The organism is Paraburkholderia sp. 40, assembly GCF_050434105.1.
Classification (GTDB): domain Bacteria; phylum Pseudomonadota; class Gammaproteobacteria; order Burkholderiales; family Burkholderiaceae; genus Paraburkholderia; species Paraburkholderia tuberum.
In genome coordinates this window covers 1,033,438-1,053,358 of sequence record NZ_JBNPVY010000004.1, presented here as the reverse complement: position 1 = coordinate 1,053,358, position 19,921 = coordinate 1,033,438, and the positions used below count along the sequence as shown (strand labels likewise).

At 65.0% G+C, this 19,921-nt stretch carries 17 protein-coding genes and 1 pseudogene; 11 read left to right on the top strand and 7 right to left on the bottom strand.

Features of this window, described 5'->3' with window-relative positions:
* The first annotated feature begins 147 nt into the window (after positions 1-147).
* The 3 genes from OKW28_RS26485 to OKW28_RS26475 all read left to right on the top strand — a co-directional run bounded on the left by OKW28_RS26485 (position 148) and on the right by OKW28_RS26475 (position 4,739).
* Entirely contained in the window at positions 148-1,419 is a 1,272-nt protein-coding gene (locus OKW28_RS26485; protein WP_429450153.1) for a YeaH/YhbH family protein, read from the top strand.
* Between the two features lie 178 nt (positions 1,420-1,597).
* Positions 1,598-3,175, top strand: coding sequence for a SpoVR family protein (locus OKW28_RS26480; RefSeq protein ID WP_429450151.1), 1,578 nt, complete (start codon positions 1,598-1,600; stop codon positions 3,173-3,175).
* A 256-nt stretch (positions 3,176-3,431) separates the two neighbouring features.
* Complete coding sequence (locus OKW28_RS26475; RefSeq protein WP_187619489.1) at positions 3,432-4,739, top strand: MFS family transporter; 1,308 nt, start codon at positions 3,432-3,434, stop codon at positions 4,737-4,739.
* 135 nt (positions 4,740-4,874) lie between these two features.
* Here OKW28_RS26475 and OKW28_RS26470 read toward each other — a convergent pair whose 3' ends face one another.
* The 5 genes and pseudogenes from OKW28_RS26470 to OKW28_RS26450 form a co-directional block, all read right to left on the bottom strand.
* Positions 4,875-5,096: a hypothetical protein gene (locus OKW28_RS26470; RefSeq protein WP_429450150.1), complete on the bottom strand. Its 222-nt coding sequence runs from the start codon at positions 5,094-5,096 to the stop codon at positions 4,875-4,877.
* Between the two features lie 154 nt (positions 5,097-5,250).
* Positions 5,251-6,366: a glycosyltransferase family 2 protein gene (locus tag OKW28_RS26465; RefSeq protein ID WP_429450148.1), complete on the bottom strand. Its 1,116-nt coding sequence runs from the start codon at positions 6,364-6,366 to the stop codon at positions 5,251-5,253.
* 225 nt (positions 6,367-6,591) lie between these two features.
* Positions 6,592-6,819, bottom strand: coding sequence for a hypothetical protein (locus OKW28_RS26460; protein ID WP_429450146.1), 228 nt, complete (start codon positions 6,817-6,819; stop codon positions 6,592-6,594).
* 77 nt (positions 6,820-6,896) lie between these two features.
* Positions 6,897-7,825 (bottom strand): annotated as a pseudogene (locus tag OKW28_RS26455) (LysR family transcriptional regulator).
* 94 nt (positions 7,826-7,919) lie between these two features.
* The gene (locus OKW28_RS26450; protein ID WP_429454463.1) at positions 7,920-9,317 is read right to left on the bottom strand and encodes a DHA2 family efflux MFS transporter permease subunit; all 1,398 of its coding nucleotides are present in this window, start codon (positions 9,315-9,317) and stop codon (positions 7,920-7,922) included.
* Between the two features lie 151 nt (positions 9,318-9,468).
* On the opposite strand from OKW28_RS26450, the gene OKW28_RS26445 reads away from it, so the two are divergent.
* Positions 9,469-10,329 (top strand): LysR family transcriptional regulator, encoded by an 861-nt coding sequence (locus tag OKW28_RS26445; RefSeq protein WP_429450144.1) that lies wholly within the window; start codon positions 9,469-9,471, stop codon positions 10,327-10,329.
* A gap of 41 nt (positions 10,330-10,370) precedes the next feature.
* On the opposite strand, the gene OKW28_RS26440 is transcribed toward OKW28_RS26445, so the two are convergent.
* Positions 10,371-10,808 carry a carboxymuconolactone decarboxylase family protein gene (locus tag OKW28_RS26440; RefSeq protein WP_184022732.1) on the bottom strand — a complete coding sequence of 146 codons (438 nt, stop codon included), beginning with the start codon at positions 10,806-10,808 and terminating at the stop codon, positions 10,371-10,373.
* 242 nt (positions 10,809-11,050) lie between these two features.
* Here OKW28_RS26440 and OKW28_RS26435 point away from each other — a divergent pair, with 242 nt between their 5' ends.
* The 6 genes from OKW28_RS26435 (at position 11,051) to OKW28_RS26410 (ending at position 17,781) form a co-directional block, all read left to right on the top strand.
* Entirely contained in the window at positions 11,051-12,109 is a 1,059-nt protein-coding gene (locus tag OKW28_RS26435) for an NAD(P)/FAD-dependent oxidoreductase (protein WP_429450143.1), read from the top strand.
* Positions 12,110-12,608: 499 nt separating this feature from the next.
* Positions 12,609-14,582, top strand: a complete 1,974-nt coding sequence (locus tag OKW28_RS26430) for a hybrid sensor histidine kinase/response regulator (protein WP_429450142.1) — start codon at positions 12,609-12,611, stop codon at positions 14,580-14,582.
* Positions 14,583-14,699: 117 nt separating this feature from the next.
* The gene (locus OKW28_RS26425) at positions 14,700-15,896 is read left to right on the top strand and encodes an acyl-CoA dehydrogenase (protein ID WP_429450140.1); all 1,197 of its coding nucleotides are present in this window, start codon (positions 14,700-14,702) and stop codon (positions 15,894-15,896) included.
* A gap of 33 nt (positions 15,897-15,929) precedes the next feature.
* Positions 15,930-16,535: an SAM-dependent methyltransferase gene (locus OKW28_RS26420; RefSeq protein ID WP_429450138.1), complete on the top strand. Its 606-nt coding sequence runs from the start codon at positions 15,930-15,932 to the stop codon at positions 16,533-16,535.
* On the top strand, positions 16,532-17,197 hold the full coding sequence (locus tag OKW28_RS26415) for a glycosyltransferase (protein ID WP_429293145.1): 666 nt from the start codon (positions 16,532-16,534) through the stop codon (positions 17,195-17,197). Before OKW28_RS26420 ends, OKW28_RS26415 begins: the two co-directional genes overlap by 4 nt.
* Before the next feature lie 89 nt (positions 17,198-17,286).
* Positions 17,287-17,781 carry a DUF421 domain-containing protein gene (locus tag OKW28_RS26410; RefSeq protein ID WP_429450137.1) on the top strand — a complete coding sequence of 165 codons (495 nt, stop codon included), beginning with the start codon at positions 17,287-17,289 and terminating at the stop codon, positions 17,779-17,781.
* Positions 17,782-17,833: 52 nt separating this feature from the next.
* On the opposite strand, the gene OKW28_RS26405 is transcribed toward OKW28_RS26410, so the two are convergent.
* Entirely contained in the window at positions 17,834-19,237 is a 1,404-nt protein-coding gene (locus OKW28_RS26405) for an MFS transporter (RefSeq protein ID WP_429450135.1), read from the bottom strand.
* A 230-nt stretch (positions 19,238-19,467) separates the two neighbouring features.
* Here OKW28_RS26405 and OKW28_RS26400 point away from each other — a divergent pair, with 230 nt between their 5' ends.
* A complete protein-coding gene (locus tag OKW28_RS26400) occupies positions 19,468-19,611 on the top strand; it encodes a hypothetical protein (RefSeq protein WP_018417771.1) in 144 nt (47 codons plus the stop codon).
* The last annotated feature ends 310 nt before the right edge of the window (positions 19,612-19,921 follow it).

The window sequence follows — 19,921 nt, the reverse complement described above, 5'->3', positions numbered from 1 at the left end:
CATGGTGTGCCGCCCGTACGGTTCGACCGTACGGGCAACCGGCGAGGCGCAAGCCGCATAGCATTGCACTGCGCGGCGGGCGTCTCGCGCACCCGAAATATTAGTGCGGCCGCAGGGAATCGCGGTTGCATGGACGGGAGACCGGGCGTGCTTCATCAAATCATCGACCGCAGGTTGGCAGGCAAGAACAAGAGTATTGCGAACCGTGAGCGCTTTTTGCGCCGCGTCAAAAACTATATTCGTCGTGCCGTTTCGGAGGCGGTGCGCGATCGCAGCATCAAGGACATCCAGAACACCCAGAGCATCACCATTCCGCGCAAGGACATCGCGGAGCCGTCGTTCCGTCATGGAGCGGGCGGCCGGCGCGAGATGGTGCATCCCGGCAACTCGGACTACATCCGTGGCGACAAGATCCAGCGCCCGCAAGGCGGCGGTGGCGGCGGCGGAGGCAGTCAGGCCAGCAACGAGGGCGAGGGTCAGGACGACTTCGTGTTCGAGCTGAGCCGCGAAGAGTTCATGCAGTATTTCTTCGACGACCTCGAACTGCCGCGTCTCGTCAAGACCCATCTGATGGCCGTGCCGACGTGGAAAAGCGTCCGCGCGGGCTGGGCCGCGGAGGGCACGCCAAACAATATCGACGTGGTGCGCTCGTTGCGCAGCGCGCTCGGCCGGCGCATCGCGCTCGGCGCGCCGCTCGTCAACCAGCTGCACGAAATGGAGCGGCAGCTCGAAGAGTTGAGAGCCGATCCCGCCGATCGCCGCGAAGAGATCAAGCTGCTCGAAGACGAAATCCACCATCTGAAAGGACGCATCTGGCGGATTCCGTTCATCGATCCGTTCGATCTGCGTTACGTGAATCGCGTGAAGCAGCCTACGCCGTCGAGCCAGGCGGTGATGTTCTGTCTGATGGACGTGTCCGGTTCGATGGACGAGCAGCGCAAGGATCTCGCGAAGCGCTTCTTCATCCTGCTGTACCTGTTCCTGAAGCGTAACTACGAGCGCATCGAAGTCGTGTTCATTCGCCACCACACGCGCGCCGAGGAAGTCGACGAAGACACGTTCTTCCACTCGACAGAAAGCGGCGGCACCGTGGTGTCGAGCGCGCTCGAACTGATGCGCAAGGTGATGGACGAGCGCTACTCGCCGACTGAATGGAACATTTACGGCGCCCAGGCGTCCGACGGCGACAACTGGACCGACGACTCGCCGAAGTGCCGCAAAATACTCTCGGATGACATCCTGGAGAAGGTGCGGTATTTTGCGTATATTCAGGTGACGCCCGAAGAGCAGAATCTGTGGCTCGAATACGCGCAACTGGCGCTGTCGCAACCGCACATGGCGATGAAGAAGGTCGAAACCGCGGCCGATATTTATCCGGTGTTTCGCGAGCTGTTCGAGAAGCAGGCGGCGACTTCCTGATGGGATACTGGTGGCGCACGAAGCGCCTGAACGACGAAGCGCGCGGCGATTCGTACGACAAGGGGTGACCCGCCGTATGACCGCGCCGCAGCGCAACAAAGGCGTGCCGCAGCGACAGTCGGGGCATGCCGAGGCGTGAACGGCCAGCACGGGGCCGCTCGCGCCGGAGCAGTCCGCGATGCTGCAGCACCGGACACGCCGGAACGCCCAACGAGGGCAAAGGGAAGTCCGTATGAACGTAGCCGATAGACGGCCTCTGCCGTGCCCGTCCGACTGGACCTTCGAATTGATCGAAGAGTACGACTCGCATATTGCCCGTGTTGCGGAGCAATACGAGCTTGACGTATATCCGATCCAGCTCGAACTCATCAGCGCCGAACAGATGATGGATGCCTATGCGTCCGTCGGCATGCCGGTGAACTACCGTCACTGGTCGTTCGGCAAACATTTCCTTGCTACCGAAAAAAGCTATCGCCGCGGCCAGATGGGGCTCGCGTACGAAATCGTCATCAATTCGAACCCCTGCATCGCCTATCTGATGGAAGAGAACACGATGACGATGCAGGCGCTCGTCATCGCGCATGCGGCCTACGGCCACAACTCGTTCTTCAAGGGCAACTATCTGTTCCGCTTATGGACGGACGCGCACGCAATCATCGACTACCTCGTCTACGCGAAAAACTACATCGCGGAATGCGAGCAGCGCTATGGGCTCGATCGCGTCGAGGAATTGCTCGACTCGTGCCACGCGCTGATGAATTACGGCGTGGACCGCTACAAGCGGCCGCAGAAGCTGTCGCTCCAGAAGGAGTTCGCCGCGCGTCGCGAACGTGAGGCGTATCTGCAGTCGCAAGTCAACGAGTTGTGGCGCACGTTGCCCACGCGCCATACGCCGCTGCCCGAAGAGGTCGAGGGGCGCTATCCGCCCGAGCCGCAGGAAAACCTGCTGTATTTCGCGGAGAAAAACGCGCCGCTGCTCGAAGCGTGGGAGCGCGAGGTGATCCGCATCGTGCGCAAGATCGGTCAGTACTTCTATCCGCAGCGGCAGACGCAGGTGATGAACGAAGGCTGGGCGACGTTCTGGCACTACACGCTGCTCAATACGATGTACAACCAGGGCAAGCTCGAAGACGGCTTCATGATGGAGTTTCTCCATTCACACAGCAACGTCGTCTATCAGCCGCCGGTCACGAAGCCGTATTACAGCGGCATCAATCCGTATGCGCTGGGCTTTTCGATGATGAGCGATATCCGGCGCATCTGCGAAGCGCCGACCGACGAAGACCGCAAGTGGTTTCCGAATCTGGCCGGCAGTCCGTGGCTGCCCGCGATGCACTATGCGATGCGCAACTTCAAGGACGAGAGCTTCATCGCGCAGTATCTGTCGCCGCATCTGATCCGCGAAATGCGCCTGTTCTCGGTGCTCGACGACGACATGCGAGACGCGCTCGAAGTGTCGGCGATTCACGACGATAGCGGCTACCAGTACGTGCGCCAGGCGTTGTCGCGGCAGTACGACATGCATCACCGCGAGCCGAACATTCAGGTGTGGGCCGTCAACACACGCGGCGATCGCAGCCTGACGTTGCGGCATTTCATGAGCGACAACCGGCACCTGTCGTCGGATAGCGAGGAGGTGCTCAAGCACATGGCGCGCTTGTGGCAGTTCGACGTGTACCTCGAGAGCGTCGACGAAAACGGTACCGTCAGAAAACGCTACGACTGCCGGTATATGCCGCCGTCCGTGAGAATCTGAGCGCCGCCTGACTCCCGCCTGAGCGGTCCGTGTCGCCCGTCAAGCCCCTGCCAGTCCCCAACTGGCAGGGGCTTCGTTCTGTTGGTGCGCAAATCCGGCCGACCCAGGGCTTTCATCAGGCCACGCTGACAAAAAACCTTCCTGTGCTTTCATTTATGTAAAATTCGCGCACCCGCGACGGTCGCTCTGGCTGGGCGCGCGACATCAAGGCGGCGCCACGACCGTCCTCCTCGTTTAAATAAGGAAAGACACCAGCATGAACGACCAAACCGAACAATACGTCGTGGCCTCGGCGCACGACACGCGGCGCCGCATTTTTGCAATCGTCGGCGCTTCATCGGGCAATCTCGTCGAGTGGTTCGACTTCTATGTGTATTCGTTCACGGCACTTTACTTCGCGCCGTCGTTCTTCCCGAGCGGCAACACGACCACGCAGTTGCTGAACACGGCCGGCGTGTTCGCCGCGGGCTTCCTGATGCGGCCGATTGGCGGCTGGTTCTTCGGACGGCTCGCCGACAAACGTGGTCGCCGCACCGCGATGATGGTGTCGGTATTCATGATGTGCGGCGGCTCGCTGGTGATCGCGATGCTGCCCACCTACGCGCAGATCGGCGCGCTCGCGCCGGCGTTGCTGCTGCTCGCGCGGCTGTTGCAGGGGCTGTCGGTGGGCGGCGAATACGGCACCAGCGCGACCTATATGAGCGAAGTCGCGTTGAAGGGCCGGCGTGGCTTTTTCGCGTCGTTCCAGTATGTGACGCTGATCGGCGGCCAACTGTGCGCGCTGCTCGTGCTCGTGACCCTGCAACAGACGCTGACGACCGAAGAGCTGAAGGCGTGGGGCTGGCGTGTGCCGTTTGTGATTGGCGCCATCGCCGCGTTGATCGCGCTCTATCTGCGTAAATCCCTTGATGAAACCACCACCGCGGCGATGCGCCAGCGCAAGGAAGCGGGCACGCTGCGCGGGCTGTGGGAGCACAAGACCGCGTTCATGACGGTGCTCGGCTTCACGGCCGGCGGCTCGCTGATCTTCTATACGTTCACCACCTACATGCAAAAGTACCTGGTCAACACGGCCGGCATGCACGCGAAGACCGCGAGCTCGGTGATGACCGCCGCGTTGTTCGTCTACATGTTGATGCAGCCGGCGTTCGGCGCGTTGTCGGACCGCATCGGGCGGCGCCGTTCGATGCTGTGTTTCGGCCTGTTCGCGACGCTCGGCACGGTGCCGCTGCTGCATGCGCTGAAAGACGTGACGAGCCCGTATGCGGCCTTCGCGTTGGTCGTGGTGGCGCTCGCGATCGTCAGCTTCTATACGTCGATCAGCGGCCTGATCAAGGCGGAAATGTTTCCACCGCAAGTGCGTGCGCTTGGCGTAGGGCTGTCGTATGCGGTCGCCAATGCGATCTTCGGCGGCTCGGCCGAATATGTCGCGCTGTGGCTGAAGTCGGCCGGTGTCGAGACGATGTTCTTCTGGTACGTGACGGCGCTGTGTGCACTCGCGGGTATCGTGTCGCTGCGCATGCGCGATCCGTCGTCGGAAGGGTATCTGCGGCACGAGCCGTGAACCGCTAGTCGGACACGGCGAAACGTCGTGCCGCGGTGGCAGCGTTCAGGCGGCGGTCCAGGGCAACCGGGCCGCTGTTTTTCATGGCATCGACGTTTGCGCGTCAATCCGCAAGCGAGGATCAGCGCGCTTCGCTCAACTGACGACGATCCATGTCCCCCACGCATGCAGCAGGTCGCACAAGCTCTCGGCCTGTTCCATCCTCGCGCCGCTGCGCAGATGAATCTGCACCGCGCGGCCGGCGATGCCGTCGATCGGTTGCGCGAACCATAACTCGACCGCGAGGCCTAGTCCTTCGGGTTGATCATCGACGACCGGTTCGATCACGCGCGGCTTGAACCACGTATTGTCTGACATGGCGAAACACCTCTGCTGCGAAGACGGCTCGTGCTCATCGTAATCAGCGGCGCGGGCGGGACCAGGTAACGAATACGCGTTTGCCAAGCAGGGAATGCCTGGCAGAAAATCGCCTTGCACCCGCTCGCGCCGGTCGCGACGCGCCTGTCGCAGCTCATATCGGCTTCGGCCCGTTGTCGACGAACTCATCGACCCTCGCGGCCTCATTCACCGTGGCCCCGCCAACGGCCGCGACCGTCGCCATCGAAGGCGTCGCCGCTACGCCGGCGACAGCCTCGGCCGCCGCGCGCGGCATCGGCAGACGGCCACGCCAGGCCGCGCGCGCCAGCATCAGCAGATGGTAGCAAAGCCGCGCGCTAAAGCCGTAGTTGTAGGCGAACAGATGCGCGCTCGCGATCCGCCAGCCCGCGCGCGCCTCGCCGTTTCTCGCGTGAATCGACACCGCGATCGGTACGAGCCGCCGCAGCGCCTGCCGCCGCGACGGTTCGAGCGGCGCCGGCAGACGCAGCGACTTCACGAACGCATAGGCGCTCAACGTTGCGGCCATGCTCGTGCCGCGCGTGCTGTGCGAGACCGACGTCGCGGTCTTCCGATACACCGACACATAGTCGTGCAGATAAAACACCTCGCGCGCGGCCAGGCATAGCTCGGTGCCGAACACGTAGTCGCAGCAGACGCCATACCGCGCGTCGTAGCCGACCCGCTTGACGAGCCGCGCGTCGGCCATCCAGCCGTTGTTCGGAAACATCTGGATCAGGCCGGTGCGGCCCGCGAGCGGCTGGAGACCCTCGCGGGCCTCAGTGCGCCGGAACGCCTCGTTCAGGCGCGCGCTCGCGGCGAGATCGATCGCGCCGTCGTGATCCGCTTCGTATTGCGCACCGAATGCCGCATCGAGCCGCGGATAGCGCTGCCATAACGACACGAGTTTGTCGACGGCGTCGCTCGTCAGCAGATCGTCGTCGTGGATCAGCAGGATCTTGTCGCCGCGCGCCCGCTCGAACAGGCTCGACACATTGCGCGCCTGACCAAGCGGCGGCTCGTGCTTCTCGTAGCGTACGCGCGGCTCGTCGCGGTAACGCTGCAAGATCAGTTGCCGCGAGCGCGCGTCCGTCGAATCGTCGCCAATCACGATTTCGACATGCGGATAGCTTTGCGCGAGGCACGAGTCGACGCATTCGATCAGCAGGTCGGGACGATTGCAGGTGGGCACGCAGATGGACACATGGGCGACCGCCGCACGGGCGAGGGGAGAACTTGACGCGTTGGACATGATGACGCCTTTTATCGATCGGAAGCGGCAAAAACCGGCGGAAGCGGCAGCCGGTTCGCAGGCGCACACCTTGCTGCAAGCAGCAAAATAGTCCAAGGCGTCAAAAAAATATTCGGTAAAAATGAGGAAGAAATGTTTGCTTACAGAAAGGTACTGGAAGGGAAAAGTGATGCGGCCCGGGTGCACGACGCAGCCAGGGCCGCTCTGATATAGGGTTCTATTTTTTCAACCGACTGACGGTTCGCCCTCGCCGGGCTTTTTGCCCGGACGGTCCGCCGGGGACTGCTTGTGACCTTCGTCGTGGCGCTCGGGCATCTTGCTCTTCGCGTTGTCGCTATGCACGGCGTGGTGCGGATGCGCGAAATCCTCGGTCTGGGCGCTGGCCTCGCTTTTCGATTCGTTGTCGGCCGCGCTTTTTGCGTCGCCTTGGGATTTTTCCGTCGTTTTGCTCATCGCTGCTCTCCTGGAGGGAAGACAAGCCTCCGGCAGCAAGACGCGGACCCGGGCGGGAGCAAACAGACGTTCCGCGCTCAGGCAACCGCGTGGCGCGGCCTGCCGCCCGTCAGCGACATGATGAAGTCGAGAAACACGCGCACCTTGGCCGGCGGATGGTGCCGTGACGGATACAGCGCATACAGCGGGTACACCTCGTCGCCCCAATCCGGAAAGAGCTCGATCAGCTTGCCGCTCGCAAGCAGCGACTCCGCGCCGAGCGCGAGAATCTGCGCGATGCCCTGGCCCGCGACGCATACGCTATGCAGCGTGCCGACGTCGTTGACGGTCAGCCGCCCCTGCGGCGTCAGCGCGAGCTGCTTGCGGCCGCGATGGAATTCCCAGCTGAACGGATAACCGGTGAGCGGATCGCGAAACTTGATGCAGATATGCCGGCCGTCTTCGAGCTCGCCCGGATTCGCCGGCTTGCCATGCTTCTTCAGATACGACGGCGCCGCGACGGTCAGGATGCGCGTATCGAGCAGCTTGCGGGCGACGAGCGTCGACACCGGCGGGTCGCCGAAGCGGATCGCGACATCGAAGCCGTCCCCGACCATGTCGCCAACTGGTCGCGCGTGACGAGTTCGAGCTGCAGGTCCGGATGTTTGTCGATGAAGCCGCCGAGGCGCGGCCCGAGCACGAGCCGCGAAAAGAACGGGTCCATGTTGACGCGCAGACGCCCCCGCACCGCGGTCGCGCCCTGCGCGGCGGAGGCGGCCGCTTCCTCGAGTCCGCCGAGCAGCGGCACGATCTGCTCGTAGAAACGCCGGCCTTCGTCGGTCAGCGTGACCGAGCGCGTGGTGCGGTCGAACAGACGAATGCCAAGGCGTGCTTCGAGCCGGGCGACCGAGCGGCTTACGCCCGATTGCGACATGTCGAGCGCTTCACCGGCGGCCGCGAAACTGCCGCAATCGACGATCGCAGTCAGGACGCCCATGCCGTTCAGCACGCGCTCATCGAATGGCATCGGGGCTCCCTGCCTGGTAGCCATGGATGCCCGACATGCTAACGCGAAGACCTTTCGAATGCATGCGCTGGCACGCGCTGAAACGCGTCGCGTCTCAACGCCCCGCGCTCGGCGCAGCCTGGCCGCGAATCACGCGCGTGCCCGATGGGTCGTCGAGGTGGCGGAAGATCCACGCGGACACGAGCGTGATCGCGCCGACGCACACGAATGCGAGCCGGAAGCCGAGCGCCGCCGACCATTGCGCCGCGAACAGATTGACGAGCCCGCCGCCGATCGACACGCCAAGCCCGATCGCAAGCATCTGCACCATCGAGAACAGGCTATTGCCCATGCCGGCGTCTTCGTGCGACAGGTCCTTCAGCGTGACACTGTTCATCGCCGCGAACTGCATCGAGTTGGCCGCGCCGAACACCGCGAGGATCGCGATTTCGATCACGAGCGGTGTGCCGCGCGAAATCAGCGAGAACGCGACGATCGCCGAGCCGACGATGATCGTGTTGACGAGCAGGAACGTGTCGTAGCCGTAGCGGCGCACGAGCGGCGCGATCCAGCGTTTCGCGAGCGTGCCGGCGAGTGCAGCGGGCAGCATCATCAGACCCGAGTGCAGCGGCGAGTAGCCGAGCTGCAATTGCAGCAGCAGCGGCACGAGGAACGGCACCGCGCTCGAACCGACCCGGCATACGAGGTTGCCGATCAGGCCGACGCTGAAGTTCGGCTCGCCGAACAGCGACAGCTTGAACAGCGGATCGCGGCGGTTTCTGGCGTACGGAATGTAGGCGAGCGCGCTGGCGACGGCCAACGCGAACAGCCCCGCCGACCACGCCGCTCGATGCGAGGAGACCGGCGCGTCGATCGCGAGCGAAAACGCGATCATGCACGACGACAGCAGGGCACAGCCGATCACATCGAACGGCGGCGCCTGCGCCTCGTCATGCGACGGCAGAAAGCGGTGCACCGCGTACAGACCGAGCGCGCCGATCGGCACGTTGATCAGAAAGATCCAGTGCCACGTGATCGCCTGCACGAACCAGCCGCCGAGCGTTGGCCCGGCGATCGGGCCGAGCTGCCCCGCGATCGATATGAACGCGAGCGCCGACACGTATTGCTCGCCCGACACGCTGCGCAGCACCGCGAGGCGTCCGATCGGCAGCAGCATCGAGCCGCCGAGGCCTTGCAGCACGCGCGCCATCACGAGCTGGCCGAGCGTGTGCGCGCTCGAGCAGCAGATCGAGCCGAGCACGAACACGAGAATGGCGGCGAAATAGACGCGGCGGGTGCCGAAGCGGTCGGCAAGCCAGCCGGAGGCGGGCGTCAGCATCGCCATCGTCAGCGTGTAGGCGACGACGACCGGTTGCATCGCGAGCGGCGCGACGCGCAGGCTGTTCGCGATCGACGGCAGCGCGGTGTTGACGATCGTCGTGTCCAGCGACTGCATGAAGAAGCCGGCGGCGACGATCCATAGTAGGGCGGTTTGAGAGGAATCCTTGGTCATGTTTTCGACAGCGGGCGCGGCGGCGGCAAAGCGCCGCCAGAGCGGGGCCAGGCGGAATTCCGTCATCTTATTGACATCCTCGTCAATCGGGAACCCCACTAAGCTCGCTGACTGTTATCGACAATGCCGATAAGCAGCGCCACAATCACGCATGCTCAATCCAGTCTGGCTCAAGACCTTCTCGACCGTCGCGGCTTGCCATAGTTTCACCGAAGCGGGGCGGCGGCTCGACCTGACGCAGTCGAGCGTCAGCGAACATATCCGGCGCCTCGAACAGAGCGTGGGCCGGCGCCTGTTCGTGCGCGACACCCATTCGCTCGCGATGACACCCGACGGCGAAGCGATGCTCGCGCATGCGAGCGTGATCCTGCAGGCGCTGTCGCGCGCGGAATCGCAGTTTCGCGCGCCGCGTCTGAAGGGGCGCGTGCGGCTCGGCTCGTCGGACGACATCGCGCTCGGCCCGCTCCCCACCGTGCTCGCGGCGTTTCGCAACGCACATCCCGACGTCGAACTGGAAATCACGATCGGCATGACGGGCAGGCTCTACGAGTTGCTCGACGCGGGCGCGATCGATCTGCTGGTCGGCAAGCGCCGGCTCGGTGACCGGCGCGGCGTGCCGCTCTTCACCGGGCGCCTCGAATGGCTCGCGCGGACCGGCACGCTCGTCGATCTGAGTCAGCCGCTGCCGCTGATTCTGGTCGCCGAGCCGAGCGTGACGCGCGCGGTCGTGCTCGATGCGCTCGCCGAAGCCGGCGCGAGCTGGCAGATCGTTTGCACGAGCAGCAGTCATTCCGGCTGTATCGCGGCCGCGCGCGGCGGACTCGGCATCACCGTGCGGCCGCAGTATCTGGCCGCGCGCGGCCTCGCGCCGCCGTTGAATGCGGCCGGACTGCCGACGCTGCCGTCGGTGGAATTCATCGCGCTGGCCGCGAAGCGCTTGAGTCGCCCGGCGGGCACGCTGCTGCAGTTGCTGCATGACAGCGACCTGCGCGGGTCGTGGATCGGGGAGTGAGGCGGGCAGTGCGTCGCCTCATGCTGCCGTCATACCGCCGCTCAGGCCGGCATCTTCCGGAACGAGATCGCGAAGCGGTTCCATGCATTGATCGCCGAGACGAGCAGCGTCAGGTCGACCAGTTCCTCGTCGCTGAAATGCGGCCGCACCGCTTGCCATACCGCGTCGGGCACATGATCGTGCGACACCAGCGTGAGCGCTTCGGTCCACTCGAGCGCCGCGCGTTCGCGGTCCGTGAAGAACGGCGTTTCGCGCCACACGACGACGGTCGCGAGACGCCGCTCGGTTTCGCCGCCCTTGCGCGCGTCCGCCGTATGCATATCGACGCAATACGCGCAGCCGTTGATCTGCGACGCGCGCAACCGCACCAGTTCGGTCAGCGATTTTTCGAGCGACGATTTGCCGATGCGCTCTTCGACGCCGAGCAGCGATTTGATCGCGGCGGGATTGGCTTTGTAGAAGTCGAGGCGTTGTTCCATGATGGGCTCCTGGGCGGGTTTGACGATGCGATGCATCGGACTGGGGTTAGCTTAGTCCGTCGTTTGGATCATAAGAATGGCCGATTCCAGATATTTTCAGGTAGCCACTTTCGGGCGTTGAACGGGCACGCCTAGCACCCTTATCGTCGACGATGGCATCGTTGCCGCGTGCGGGCCGATTCGGTATGGTGGGTCATCGACGCTTCCATTGCGCCTTTCACCGTGATCCGGAGACCTGCCCCATGACCGTTGCCACCGATCCGTCCGCTGTGCCCACCTCGCCGATCCGCACCGATGTCCTGATCGTCGGCGCCGGTCCCGTGGCTCTGTTCGCGGCATTCGAGGCCGGCGTGATCGGCCTCACCTGTCAGATCGTCGACATACTCGGACGGGTCGGCGGCCAATGCATCGAGCTGTATCCCGACAAGCCGATCTACGATATCCCCGCGATTCCGTCGTGCACCGCGCGCGAACTGGTCGAGCGACTGGTCGCGCAGTGCAAGCCGTTCGATGTGCCGATTCATCTGGAACAGCGCGTCGACACGGTCGAGCAGCGCGACGACGGACGCTGGACCGTGCGCACGCAGCGCGGCCTCGTGTTCGATGTCGCGGCGATCCTGCTCGCCGCCGGTAACGGCGCGTTCGTCCCGCAAAAGCTCACGCTCCCCGAGGCCGAGTCGCTGGAAAAGCGCCACGTGCACTACAGCGTGCCGCGCCTCGCCGATTTCGCCGACAAAATCGTGGTCGTCGCGGGCGGTGGCGATTCGGCGCTCGACTGGGCGCTGGCACTACGCAAGGTCGCGCGGCGCGTGACCCTCGTGCATCGGCGCGCCGGCTTCAGCGCGGCCGATTCGAGCGTCGAGCTGATGCGGCGCGCGGTCGACGCTGGCGAAATGGACTTCGTCGTCGGCGGGATCGCGGCGCTCGATGTGAAAGACGGCGCGCTGCGTTCGCTCACGCTGCGGCAGATCGACGGCGAGACACAGCTCGAAGCCGAACATCTGATCGCGCTGTATGGACTCGTCGCCGATCTCGGACCGATCGCGCAATGGGGACTGACGATTCATGGCGGGCGCGTCGACGTTGATACTTCGAACTACGAAAGCTCGCGGCCGGGCATTTTCGCCGTCGGCGACATCGCGAACTATCCGAACAAGCAGAAGCTGATCCTGTCGGGCTTTCACGAGGCGTCGCTCGCGCTGCGCAAGGCGTACGCTTACGCGTATCCCGACAAGAAACGCGTGCATGTTCATTCGAGCTACGACGCGAAGCTCGCGGAAAAGATCGGCGCGGCGGCTTGACGGGCGCGCCCGCGCAGCAGCAGTTTCGATTCGCGACGCGTGCCGATTCTCAACGATGTCGAGCCGGGCCGGCCGTTGGCATCACGCGACGGTCGGGCCGCCGTTATCTGCTCGTGTTCCTCGCGGCAGGCAGTATTTTCCAGCGGGTCGACTCGCAGCGGCCGCGGCGCTCGCGGCCTTGTCTTTCTTGCTAGCCTCATGGTGGCCAATCGCGCAGCCCGCCGCGTCGTGAATACCTTTTTCAATTGACACGCCTGTTTTTGCCAACGAAGGCCAAAACGGAAAGCCAAAACCGCGGCGCGGCGACGTTTTCCGTCATGACCCGCTAGCTATCGCGAGGCTCGCCGTTATAAGCTTGGCGCCTTATCAGCCGGCGCGCGAGCGCCCTTGGCGACGCATCCCGGCCCCTCCGTGGACCGCGCAACCGCTTGCGCGACGGCTTCGCCGCCGGCCAGGCGCGAGGTTTGCTTAAAACGAAAATTCCAATGACGTGTCCGCCATGACCCAGCTCGATGCTTCTACTTCCCACGACCACGCCGAGCGCGCTCGAGTGCAGGCCAAGGCCGCGCCGTCAGCGCCCGTCGGCGTCGATTATTTGTCGCTCGTGCAGGCGATTTCGGACTACGCGATCTTTCTGCTCGATGCGAAAGGCAACATCGTCAGCTGGAATGCCGGCGCGCAGAAGTTGAAGGGCTATGCGCAGAGCGAGATCGTCGGCCAGCATTTCTCGCGCTTCTATACCGAGGAAGCCGTTGCGCGCGGCTGGCCGACCTACGAGCTGGAACAGGCGGCGCTGACCGGCCGTTTCGAAGATGAAGGCTGGCGCGTGCGCAAGGACGGCACGATGTTCTGGGCGAACGTCGTGATCACCGCGATACGCAACGAGAAGGGCGAGGTCACGGGCTTCGCGAAAATCACGCGCGACCTGACCGCGCAGCGCGAATACCTCGAAGCGCTGCGCCAGAGCGAGGAGCGCTTCCGTCTGCTCGTCGATAGCGTGAAGGACTACGCGATCTTCATGCTCGATCCGCAAGGCTTCGTCGTCAGCTGGAATTCGGGCGCCGCGCGCATCAAGGGCTATACGCACGACGAAATCGTCGGCCGGCACTTCTCGCAGTTCTATGTGCCCGAGGAGGCCGCGGCCGGCAAGCCCGCGCGCGAGCTGGCGATCGCGCGCCAGATCGGCGCCGTCGAAGACGAAGGCTGGCGCATGCGCAAGGACGGTTCGACGTTCTGGGCCAACGTGATCATCACGGCCGTCTATGACGAATCGCGACGCTTGCGCGGCTTCGCCAAGGTCACGCGCGATTTGACCGAGCGGCGCCGGCGCGAGGAACTGGAGCGCTCCGGGGAGCGCATGCGCGAATTTCTCGCGACGCTCGCGCACGAACTGCGCAATCCGCTCGCGCCGGTGCGCAACGCGGTCGGCACGATGCAGATGGAAACCGATCTGAGCCCGGTGGTCGCGCGGGCGCGCGATCTGATCGATCGCCAGGTCACGCACCTGACGCGACTCGTCGACGATCTGCTCGATATCGGCCGCATCATGTCCGACAAGGTCGAACTGCGTATTGCGCGCGTCGATCTCGCCGAGCTCGTCGCGCGCGCGATCGAAGCGGCGCGGCCGTTCACCGACTCGCGCGAGCAGCGCGTGGTCGCGCATGTACCCGACGCCCCCGTGATGATTCGCGGCGACATGACGAGGCTCGTGCAGGTCCTGCAAAACCTGCTGCACAACGCGTCGAAGTTTTCGCCGAACGGCAGCGCGATCGAGATGCAGGGACGTGTCGACTTTCGTATGGCGGTGCTCGAAGTGCGCGACCCCGGCTGCGGCATTCCGGTGCGCTCGCTCGACAAGATCTTCGAACTGTTCGCGCAGGAGAAGGAAGGGCAAAGTTTCGGCGAGGGCGGCCTTGGGATCGGCCTGACGCTGTGCAAGTCGCTCGTCGAAATGCATGGTGGCAGCATCGTCGGGAGCAGCGAAGGACTGGGACTCGGCAGCACGTTCACGCTGAGTCTGCCGCTCGCCTCCGCGCAGTCCGACACCGCGGAGAGCGGCACGATCGATGCCGAGCCCCACGTGCAGCCGCTGCGCATTCTCCTCGTCGACGACAATCGCGATTCGGCCGACAGCCTCGCGATGCTGCTCGAACTGAAGGGCCACGAGGTGCGTATCGCCTACGAGGGCGAGCAGGCGCTGCAGTTCGCGCCGCGCTTCTCGCCGCATCTCGCGCTGATCGACCTCGCGATGCCGAAGATGGATGGCTATGCGACGCTCGCGGCGATGCGCGCGCTGCCCGAGATGTCGCGCACGATGTACGCGGCGATGACGGGTTTCGGCCATGCGAGCGATCTCGATCGAACTCGCAACGCGGGTTTCCATGCGCACCTCGTGAAGCCGGTCGAGATGGCGGTCCTCGACGCGTTGCTCGCGAAGGCGGATGGACGTCTGAGCGGAAGCGGCGGGACGTAGCCGCTTTTTCGCTGCGCGGCTGTCTCGCCAGCCGGGGCACGGTGTTTGCTGCCACTATGCATACGTTCCGGTCCGCCGCTCGGCGGGTCGTGGATCGAACCGGTGCAGGGAGGCACGATGCTCGACATGCGCGACCACGCGGCCAGCTTCAAGGCCCAGTCAAGGCAGGTCTCAAATCAACACGGTGGCCGCGCACTACGCGCGAGCGCCCGCGCGCCGCAGCCCGGCAAGCCCGCTATCTCGCTCGACGATTTTCTGCGCGACGCGCGTTTCGATGTGAACGATCCCGCTGCCCTCGGAGCACTGCTCGCTGATCTGATCGAGCGCGGCTACGATCGCGCGCCGACCTTGCCATGGCCGGGGCATGGGGAGACGCTGGTGCGCTGGCGCGCGCTGGCCGCCGTCGCCGCATGCGACCTCGGCCTCGTCAAACTGTTCGAAGGCCATACCGATGCGCTTGCGATTCTCGCCGAACTCAATGGTCCGCTGCCGCCCGCGGCAAGCCGCTGGGGCGTGTGGGCCGCCGAGGCGCCGCACGCGCGGGTGCGCGCCATCGACGAAGGAATCCAGAGCGTTGCCGGCGAGGGCGCGCAGGTGCGCCTGTCCGGCACCAAAGCCTGGTGCTCCGGTGCGCAGGTGCTCACCCATGCGCTCGTGACCGCATGGCGCGACGACGAGCCCGTGCTCGCGGCGCTCGCGCTGGACCGGAGCTCGATCTCGATCGATACATCGAAGTGGCAGGCCGTCGGCATGCAGGCGACCGCGAGCGCGGATGTCACGTTCAAAGAAACCGTGGCGACGCTCGTCGGCGCGCCGCATGCGTATCTGCGCCGCGCGGGCTTCTGGCATGGCGGCGCCGGTATCGCCGCGTGCTGGTACGGCGCGGCCGCGCAAATCGCGCGCACGCTGCGCGACGCGTGCGCCCGGCACGCGGACGCGCATCGGCTGGCTCATCTCGGTGCCACCGATGTCGCCTTGCAGTCGGCCGCCGCGCTGCTGCGCGAAACCGCCGCGTGGATCGACGCGCAGCCGTCGGCCGATGCAGCGACGCGCGTGTTGCGCGCGCGTCTGGCCGTCGAGCAGGCCGCGAGCGCCGTGATCGAGCACGCGACACGCGCGCTCGGCGCGGGCCCGTTGTGCCGCGACGCGCGCTTCGCGCGGACGCTTGCCGACCTGCCGGTGTTTCTGCGGCAGAGCCACGCGGAACGCGACCTCGCAGCGCTCGGCGAACGGCTCGTCGAGGCCGGTGACACGACTGACGCGCCGGCATCGCATCAGGCGTCTTCGCAAACACTCGCGCCGTGGACGCTATGACTTTTTTTCCCCAGCCTTGGGAGGATCGCTGAGATGAGCTCGACGGTGCTGTACTTCGATGAACTCTACCGACACAGCGACGATCCGTGGCGTTTGCGCGAAGGCTGGTACGAACGCCGCAAGCGTTCGCTGACGCTCGCGCTGCTGCCGCGGGCGCGCTATCGCAACGCGTTCGAGCCGGGCTGCGCGAACGGCGAGTTGACGGCCGGGCTCGCGACGCGCTGCGACGCGCTGCTCGCCGCCGATCTGCACGCGCGCGCCGTCGAGCTTGCGTGTGAACGCGTGGCGGGCGCATCGAACGTGCGGATCGAGCAGCGCAGGGTGCCGCGCGACTGGCCGACGGAGCACGGGCCGTTCGATCTGATCGTGATCAGCGAGTTCGCGTACTACCTCGACGCGGCCGAGCTCGAAACGCTGGCCGCGCGCATCGCCGGGTCGCTGACGCCGGACGGCACGCTGCTCGCCTGTCATTGGCGCCGGCCGTTCGCCGAAGCGCGCGAATCCGCCGACCATGCGCACGCGCTATTCGATGCGCGCTGCGGTCTCGCGCGTCTCGCGCATCACGACGAAGCCGACTTGCTGATCGACGTGTGGTCGCGCGACGCACGTTCGGTCGCGCAGCGCGAGGGGCTTCTATGATCGGCGTGATCGTTCCGGCGCATAACGAAGAGACGTTGCTCGCACGGTGCCTCGCGGCCTTGCTCGAAGCGTCGCGACACGAAGCGCTCGCCGGCGAGGAGGTGCGGATCGTCGTCGCGCTCGACGCGTGCAGCGATTTCAGCGGAGCGATCGCGCGCGCTTACGGCGTGCAGACGCTGACGCTGAAGGCGCGCAACGTCGGGATCGCGCGAGCGCTCGGCGCGTCGCTGCTGCTCGCGCACGGCGCGCGCTGGCTGGCGTTTACCGATGCCGACAGCCGCGTGTCGCCCGGTTGGCTGGCCGCGCAACTGGCGCTCGGCGCCGATGCGGTGTGCGGCTCGATCGCCGTCGACGACTGGAGCGCGCATCCGCACAGCGTGCGCGAATATTTTCGCAAGACGTATGTCGACGCCGACGGACATCGTCATGTGCACGGCGCGAATCTCGGCGTTTCCGCGGACGCCTATCGGCGCGCGGGCGGCTTTCCGCCGCTCAAGTGCAGCGAGGATGCCGCGCTCGTCGATCGCCTGATCGCGACTGGCGCGCGCATCGCGTGGAGCGCCGCGCCGCGCGTGACCACGAGCGCGCGCACCGTGGCCCGCGTGCGCGGCGGTTTCGGCGATACGCTCATCTCATGGGCGACGGATGGCGCGCTGGCCTGAGCGACGGCGATGCGTCGCGGGCTCGTCTCACTCGCAACTATCCGGACACCAGAACATTCGCACGGCAATCCGCCGCGGGGAGGACGAACATGATGGACGCGTTTTTCGTTCTATTCGGCCAAGGCAGGGAGCTCGATCCGTTGCAGATGGGTATGCGCTCGATCGTCGTATTCGTGATCGCGCTCGCGCTGATCCGTGTATCGGGGCGCCGTTCATTCGGGCAGCGCTCGCCGTTCGATTCGGTCGTCGTGATTCTGCTCGGCGCGACGCTGAGCCGCGCGATCGTCGGTGCGTCGCCGTTTATCGCGACCGTGGTCGCGTCGTTCGCGATCGTCGTGTGTCACCGGGTGCTCGCGTGGGCGTTCATACGCTCGCGCCGCTTCGAGCTGCTGGTGGGCGGCGCTGAGCGCGAGGTGTTCAGCGACGGCAAGTTCCACGCGAACGAAATGCACGCGGCGCTCGTCACGCGCACCGACATCGAGGAAAGCGTGCGGCAGAAAACCGGCTCGCTCTCGATGGACGACGTGGCCGCCGCGATTCTCGAACGCAATGGCGAAGTGAGCGTGATTCGCAAGCGCGCGTGAGCGCCCGAACCCGTGAAGAGCGGGGCGCTCGCGCGGGGACACGGCAGCCGGCTTAGCCGCGCCCGCCTCGCGAAATCTCCGCGCCCGCGCCGCGCGGCAGGCGCAGCGTGACCGGAATCGACGCGAACGAGCATAGCCCGACCACGAGAAACGCGGGCCAGAAATCCGACCAGGTGATGCTCGGATGCCCATGCAGCGCGCGCGAAATCTGCAGCACGATGCCGCCGACCGTCACGCCGAGGCCGAGCGACATCTGCTGCACGACGCTGCCGAGGCTCGTCGCACGGCCGACGTCGCGGCTCGCGATCTCCGCGTAGGTCAGCGAATTGAGGCTCGTGAACTGCAACGCGGGGAAGAAGCCGCCGAGCAACACGACGATCCAGATGATCCACGTCGGCGTGTGCGGGAAAAACAGCCCGCACGCGGCGATCGAAATGCCCGATAGCGCGGCGTTGAACACGAGCACCTGGCGAAAGCCGAAGCGGCGCAGCACCGTGGAGGCGATCGTGCGCATGAACATGCCGCCGAACGCGGACGCGCAGGTGATCAGCCCCGATTGGAACGCGCTCATGCCGTGGCCTTCCTGCAGCAGCAGCGGCAGCAGGAACGGCAACGCGCCGAGACCGATGCGAAATAGCGAGCCGCCGAGCACGCTCGCCTGGAAAGTCGGCACCTTGAAAAAACGCAAATCCAGAAGCGGCAGTGCGACGCGCTGCGCATACGCGACGTAGATCGCGAGCAGCACCGCGCCGAGCGCGCACATACCGAATGCGTCCGTATTCGAAATCAGTTCGCCGCCGACCAGCGACAAGCCGAGCAACAGCAGCACCGCGCCCGCCGCCGACAGCAGGAAGCCGATCCAGTCGAGCGGGCCGGGGTCGGGCTCGCGCGTATTGGCGATATAGCGATTGGTCAGATAGATGCCGAGAATGCCGATCGGCACGTTGATGAAGAAGATCAGCCGCCAGTGCAGATAAGTGGTGATGAAGCCGCCGAGCAGCGGACCGGCGGCGGGGCCGAGCATTGCGGGCACGCTCAGGTAATTCATCGCGCGGATGAAATCGGCTTTCTCCACCACGCGAAAGATGATGATCCGTCCGACGGGCACCATCATCGCGCCGCCGACGCCCTGGATGAAACGCGCAACCGTGAAAGTGGCAAGCGAGTTCGACGCGGCGCATAACAGCGAACCCGTCACGAAGACGCCGATCGCGGTGCGGAATACCGTGCGCGCGCCGAACTTGTCGGCGAGCCAGCCGCATACCGGGATGAACACGCCGAGCCCGAGCACGTAGCTTGTCACTGCGATCTTCAGCGTGACCGGATCGCGCCCGAAATCGCGTGCCATGGCCGGCAGCGCGGTGACGATCACGTTGGCGTCGACGCTTTCCATGAACATCGCGCACGCGACGATAAGAGGCGCAATCAGAGCTTTTTGGGTCTGGGTGACGGTCATATCGGCGAGCCTGCGGCGAAGCGTCGCAGGCAAAGGGGGCATTATTGCACCTGTACGGTGCGGGTTGTTAATACCTGCACGCTCGATGCGGCCCCTTTACGAATTTTCGGTATCCGGTGCGCTACGTTGGCGTCGCGAGTCGCCAAAAAATATTGTTTCTGTTGCGCTGCGGCACGAAGTCGCTATAATCGGGTTATTACTTAGGTATAAACCCCTAATAAGGAGCCGCCATGAACACCGCATCGAATGTCGTCCGTTCCACCCCCGCTGCCAACACGTTCTTCGGCAAGCTGCGCGCGCTGGCGCTGCATGCGCTGAACCTGCATCTGCAAAACTGCGCAGTGATCGCCGAAGCGTACCGGCGCCCGAACTAAGCGCGAGTTTCCCGCGCGGGCCCTGCAAGCCCGACTGTCGTGTCAATGCCCGCTCGAGTAGCGGGCATTGTGCTTTCTGGCCCCGTCAAGCGGAGCGCGTTCAGCGAGTCGGCTCCACAGTCCCACCAGATAGACGCCCGCCGTCAGCCAATTCCGGGCTGCCATCGCCATTTCCCTTCCTGATATCGTGCTTCCGCTCCTGATTACGGCACGCCCAGCCGTGATCTTGATGCCGCGGTTGCGCCGGCCCGATGCTTCGCATCACGCGAGGAAGCCTTACAATCGCGCGCTTTTGACGCGCGACGCGCAA

What these genes read in the sequence shown, in the direction of transcription:
- OKW28_RS26480 (WP_429450151.1), top strand. Translation starts at nt 1,598, where the DNA reads ATGCTGCAGCACCGGACACGCCGGAACGCCCAACGAGGGCAAAGGGAA.
- OKW28_RS26475 (WP_187619489.1), top strand. Translation starts at nt 3,432, where the DNA reads ATGAACGACCAAACCGAACAATACGTCGTGGCCTCGGCGCACGACACG.
- OKW28_RS26470 (WP_429450150.1), bottom strand. Translation starts at nt 5,096, where the DNA reads ATGTCAGACAATACGTGGTTCAAGCCGCGCGTGATCGAACCGGTCGTC.
- OKW28_RS26465 (WP_429450148.1), bottom strand. Translation starts at nt 6,366, where the DNA reads ATGTCCAACGCGTCAAGTTCTCCCCTCGCCCGTGCGGCGGTCGCCCAT.
- OKW28_RS26460 (WP_429450146.1), bottom strand. Translation starts at nt 6,819, where the DNA reads ATGAGCAAAACGACGGAAAAATCCCAAGGCGACGCAAAAAGCGCGGCC.
- OKW28_RS26450 (WP_429454463.1), bottom strand. Translation starts at nt 9,317, where the DNA reads ATGACCAAGGATTCCTCTCAAACCGCCCTACTATGGATCGTCGCCGCC.
- OKW28_RS26445 (WP_429450144.1), top strand. Translation starts at nt 9,469, where the DNA reads ATGCTCAATCCAGTCTGGCTCAAGACCTTCTCGACCGTCGCGGCTTGC.
- OKW28_RS26440 (WP_184022732.1), bottom strand. Translation starts at nt 10,808, where the DNA reads ATGGAACAACGCCTCGACTTCTACAAAGCCAATCCCGCCGCGATCAAA.
- OKW28_RS26435 (WP_429450143.1), top strand. Translation starts at nt 11,051, where the DNA reads ATGACCGTTGCCACCGATCCGTCCGCTGTGCCCACCTCGCCGATCCGC.
- OKW28_RS26430 (WP_429450142.1), top strand. Translation starts at nt 12,609, where the DNA reads ATGACCCAGCTCGATGCTTCTACTTCCCACGACCACGCCGAGCGCGCT.
- OKW28_RS26425 (WP_429450140.1), top strand. Translation starts at nt 14,700, where the DNA reads ATGCTCGACATGCGCGACCACGCGGCCAGCTTCAAGGCCCAGTCAAGG.
- OKW28_RS26420 (WP_429450138.1), top strand. Translation starts at nt 15,930, where the DNA reads ATGAGCTCGACGGTGCTGTACTTCGATGAACTCTACCGACACAGCGAC.
- OKW28_RS26415 (WP_429293145.1), top strand. Translation starts at nt 16,532, where the DNA reads ATGATCGGCGTGATCGTTCCGGCGCATAACGAAGAGACGTTGCTCGCA.
- OKW28_RS26410 (WP_429450137.1), top strand. Translation starts at nt 17,287, where the DNA reads ATGATGGACGCGTTTTTCGTTCTATTCGGCCAAGGCAGGGAGCTCGAT.
- OKW28_RS26405 (WP_429450135.1), bottom strand. Translation starts at nt 19,237, where the DNA reads ATGACCGTCACCCAGACCCAAAAAGCTCTGATTGCGCCTCTTATCGTC.
- OKW28_RS26400 (WP_018417771.1), top strand. Translation starts at nt 19,468, where the DNA reads ATGAACACCGCATCGAATGTCGTCCGTTCCACCCCCGCTGCCAACACG.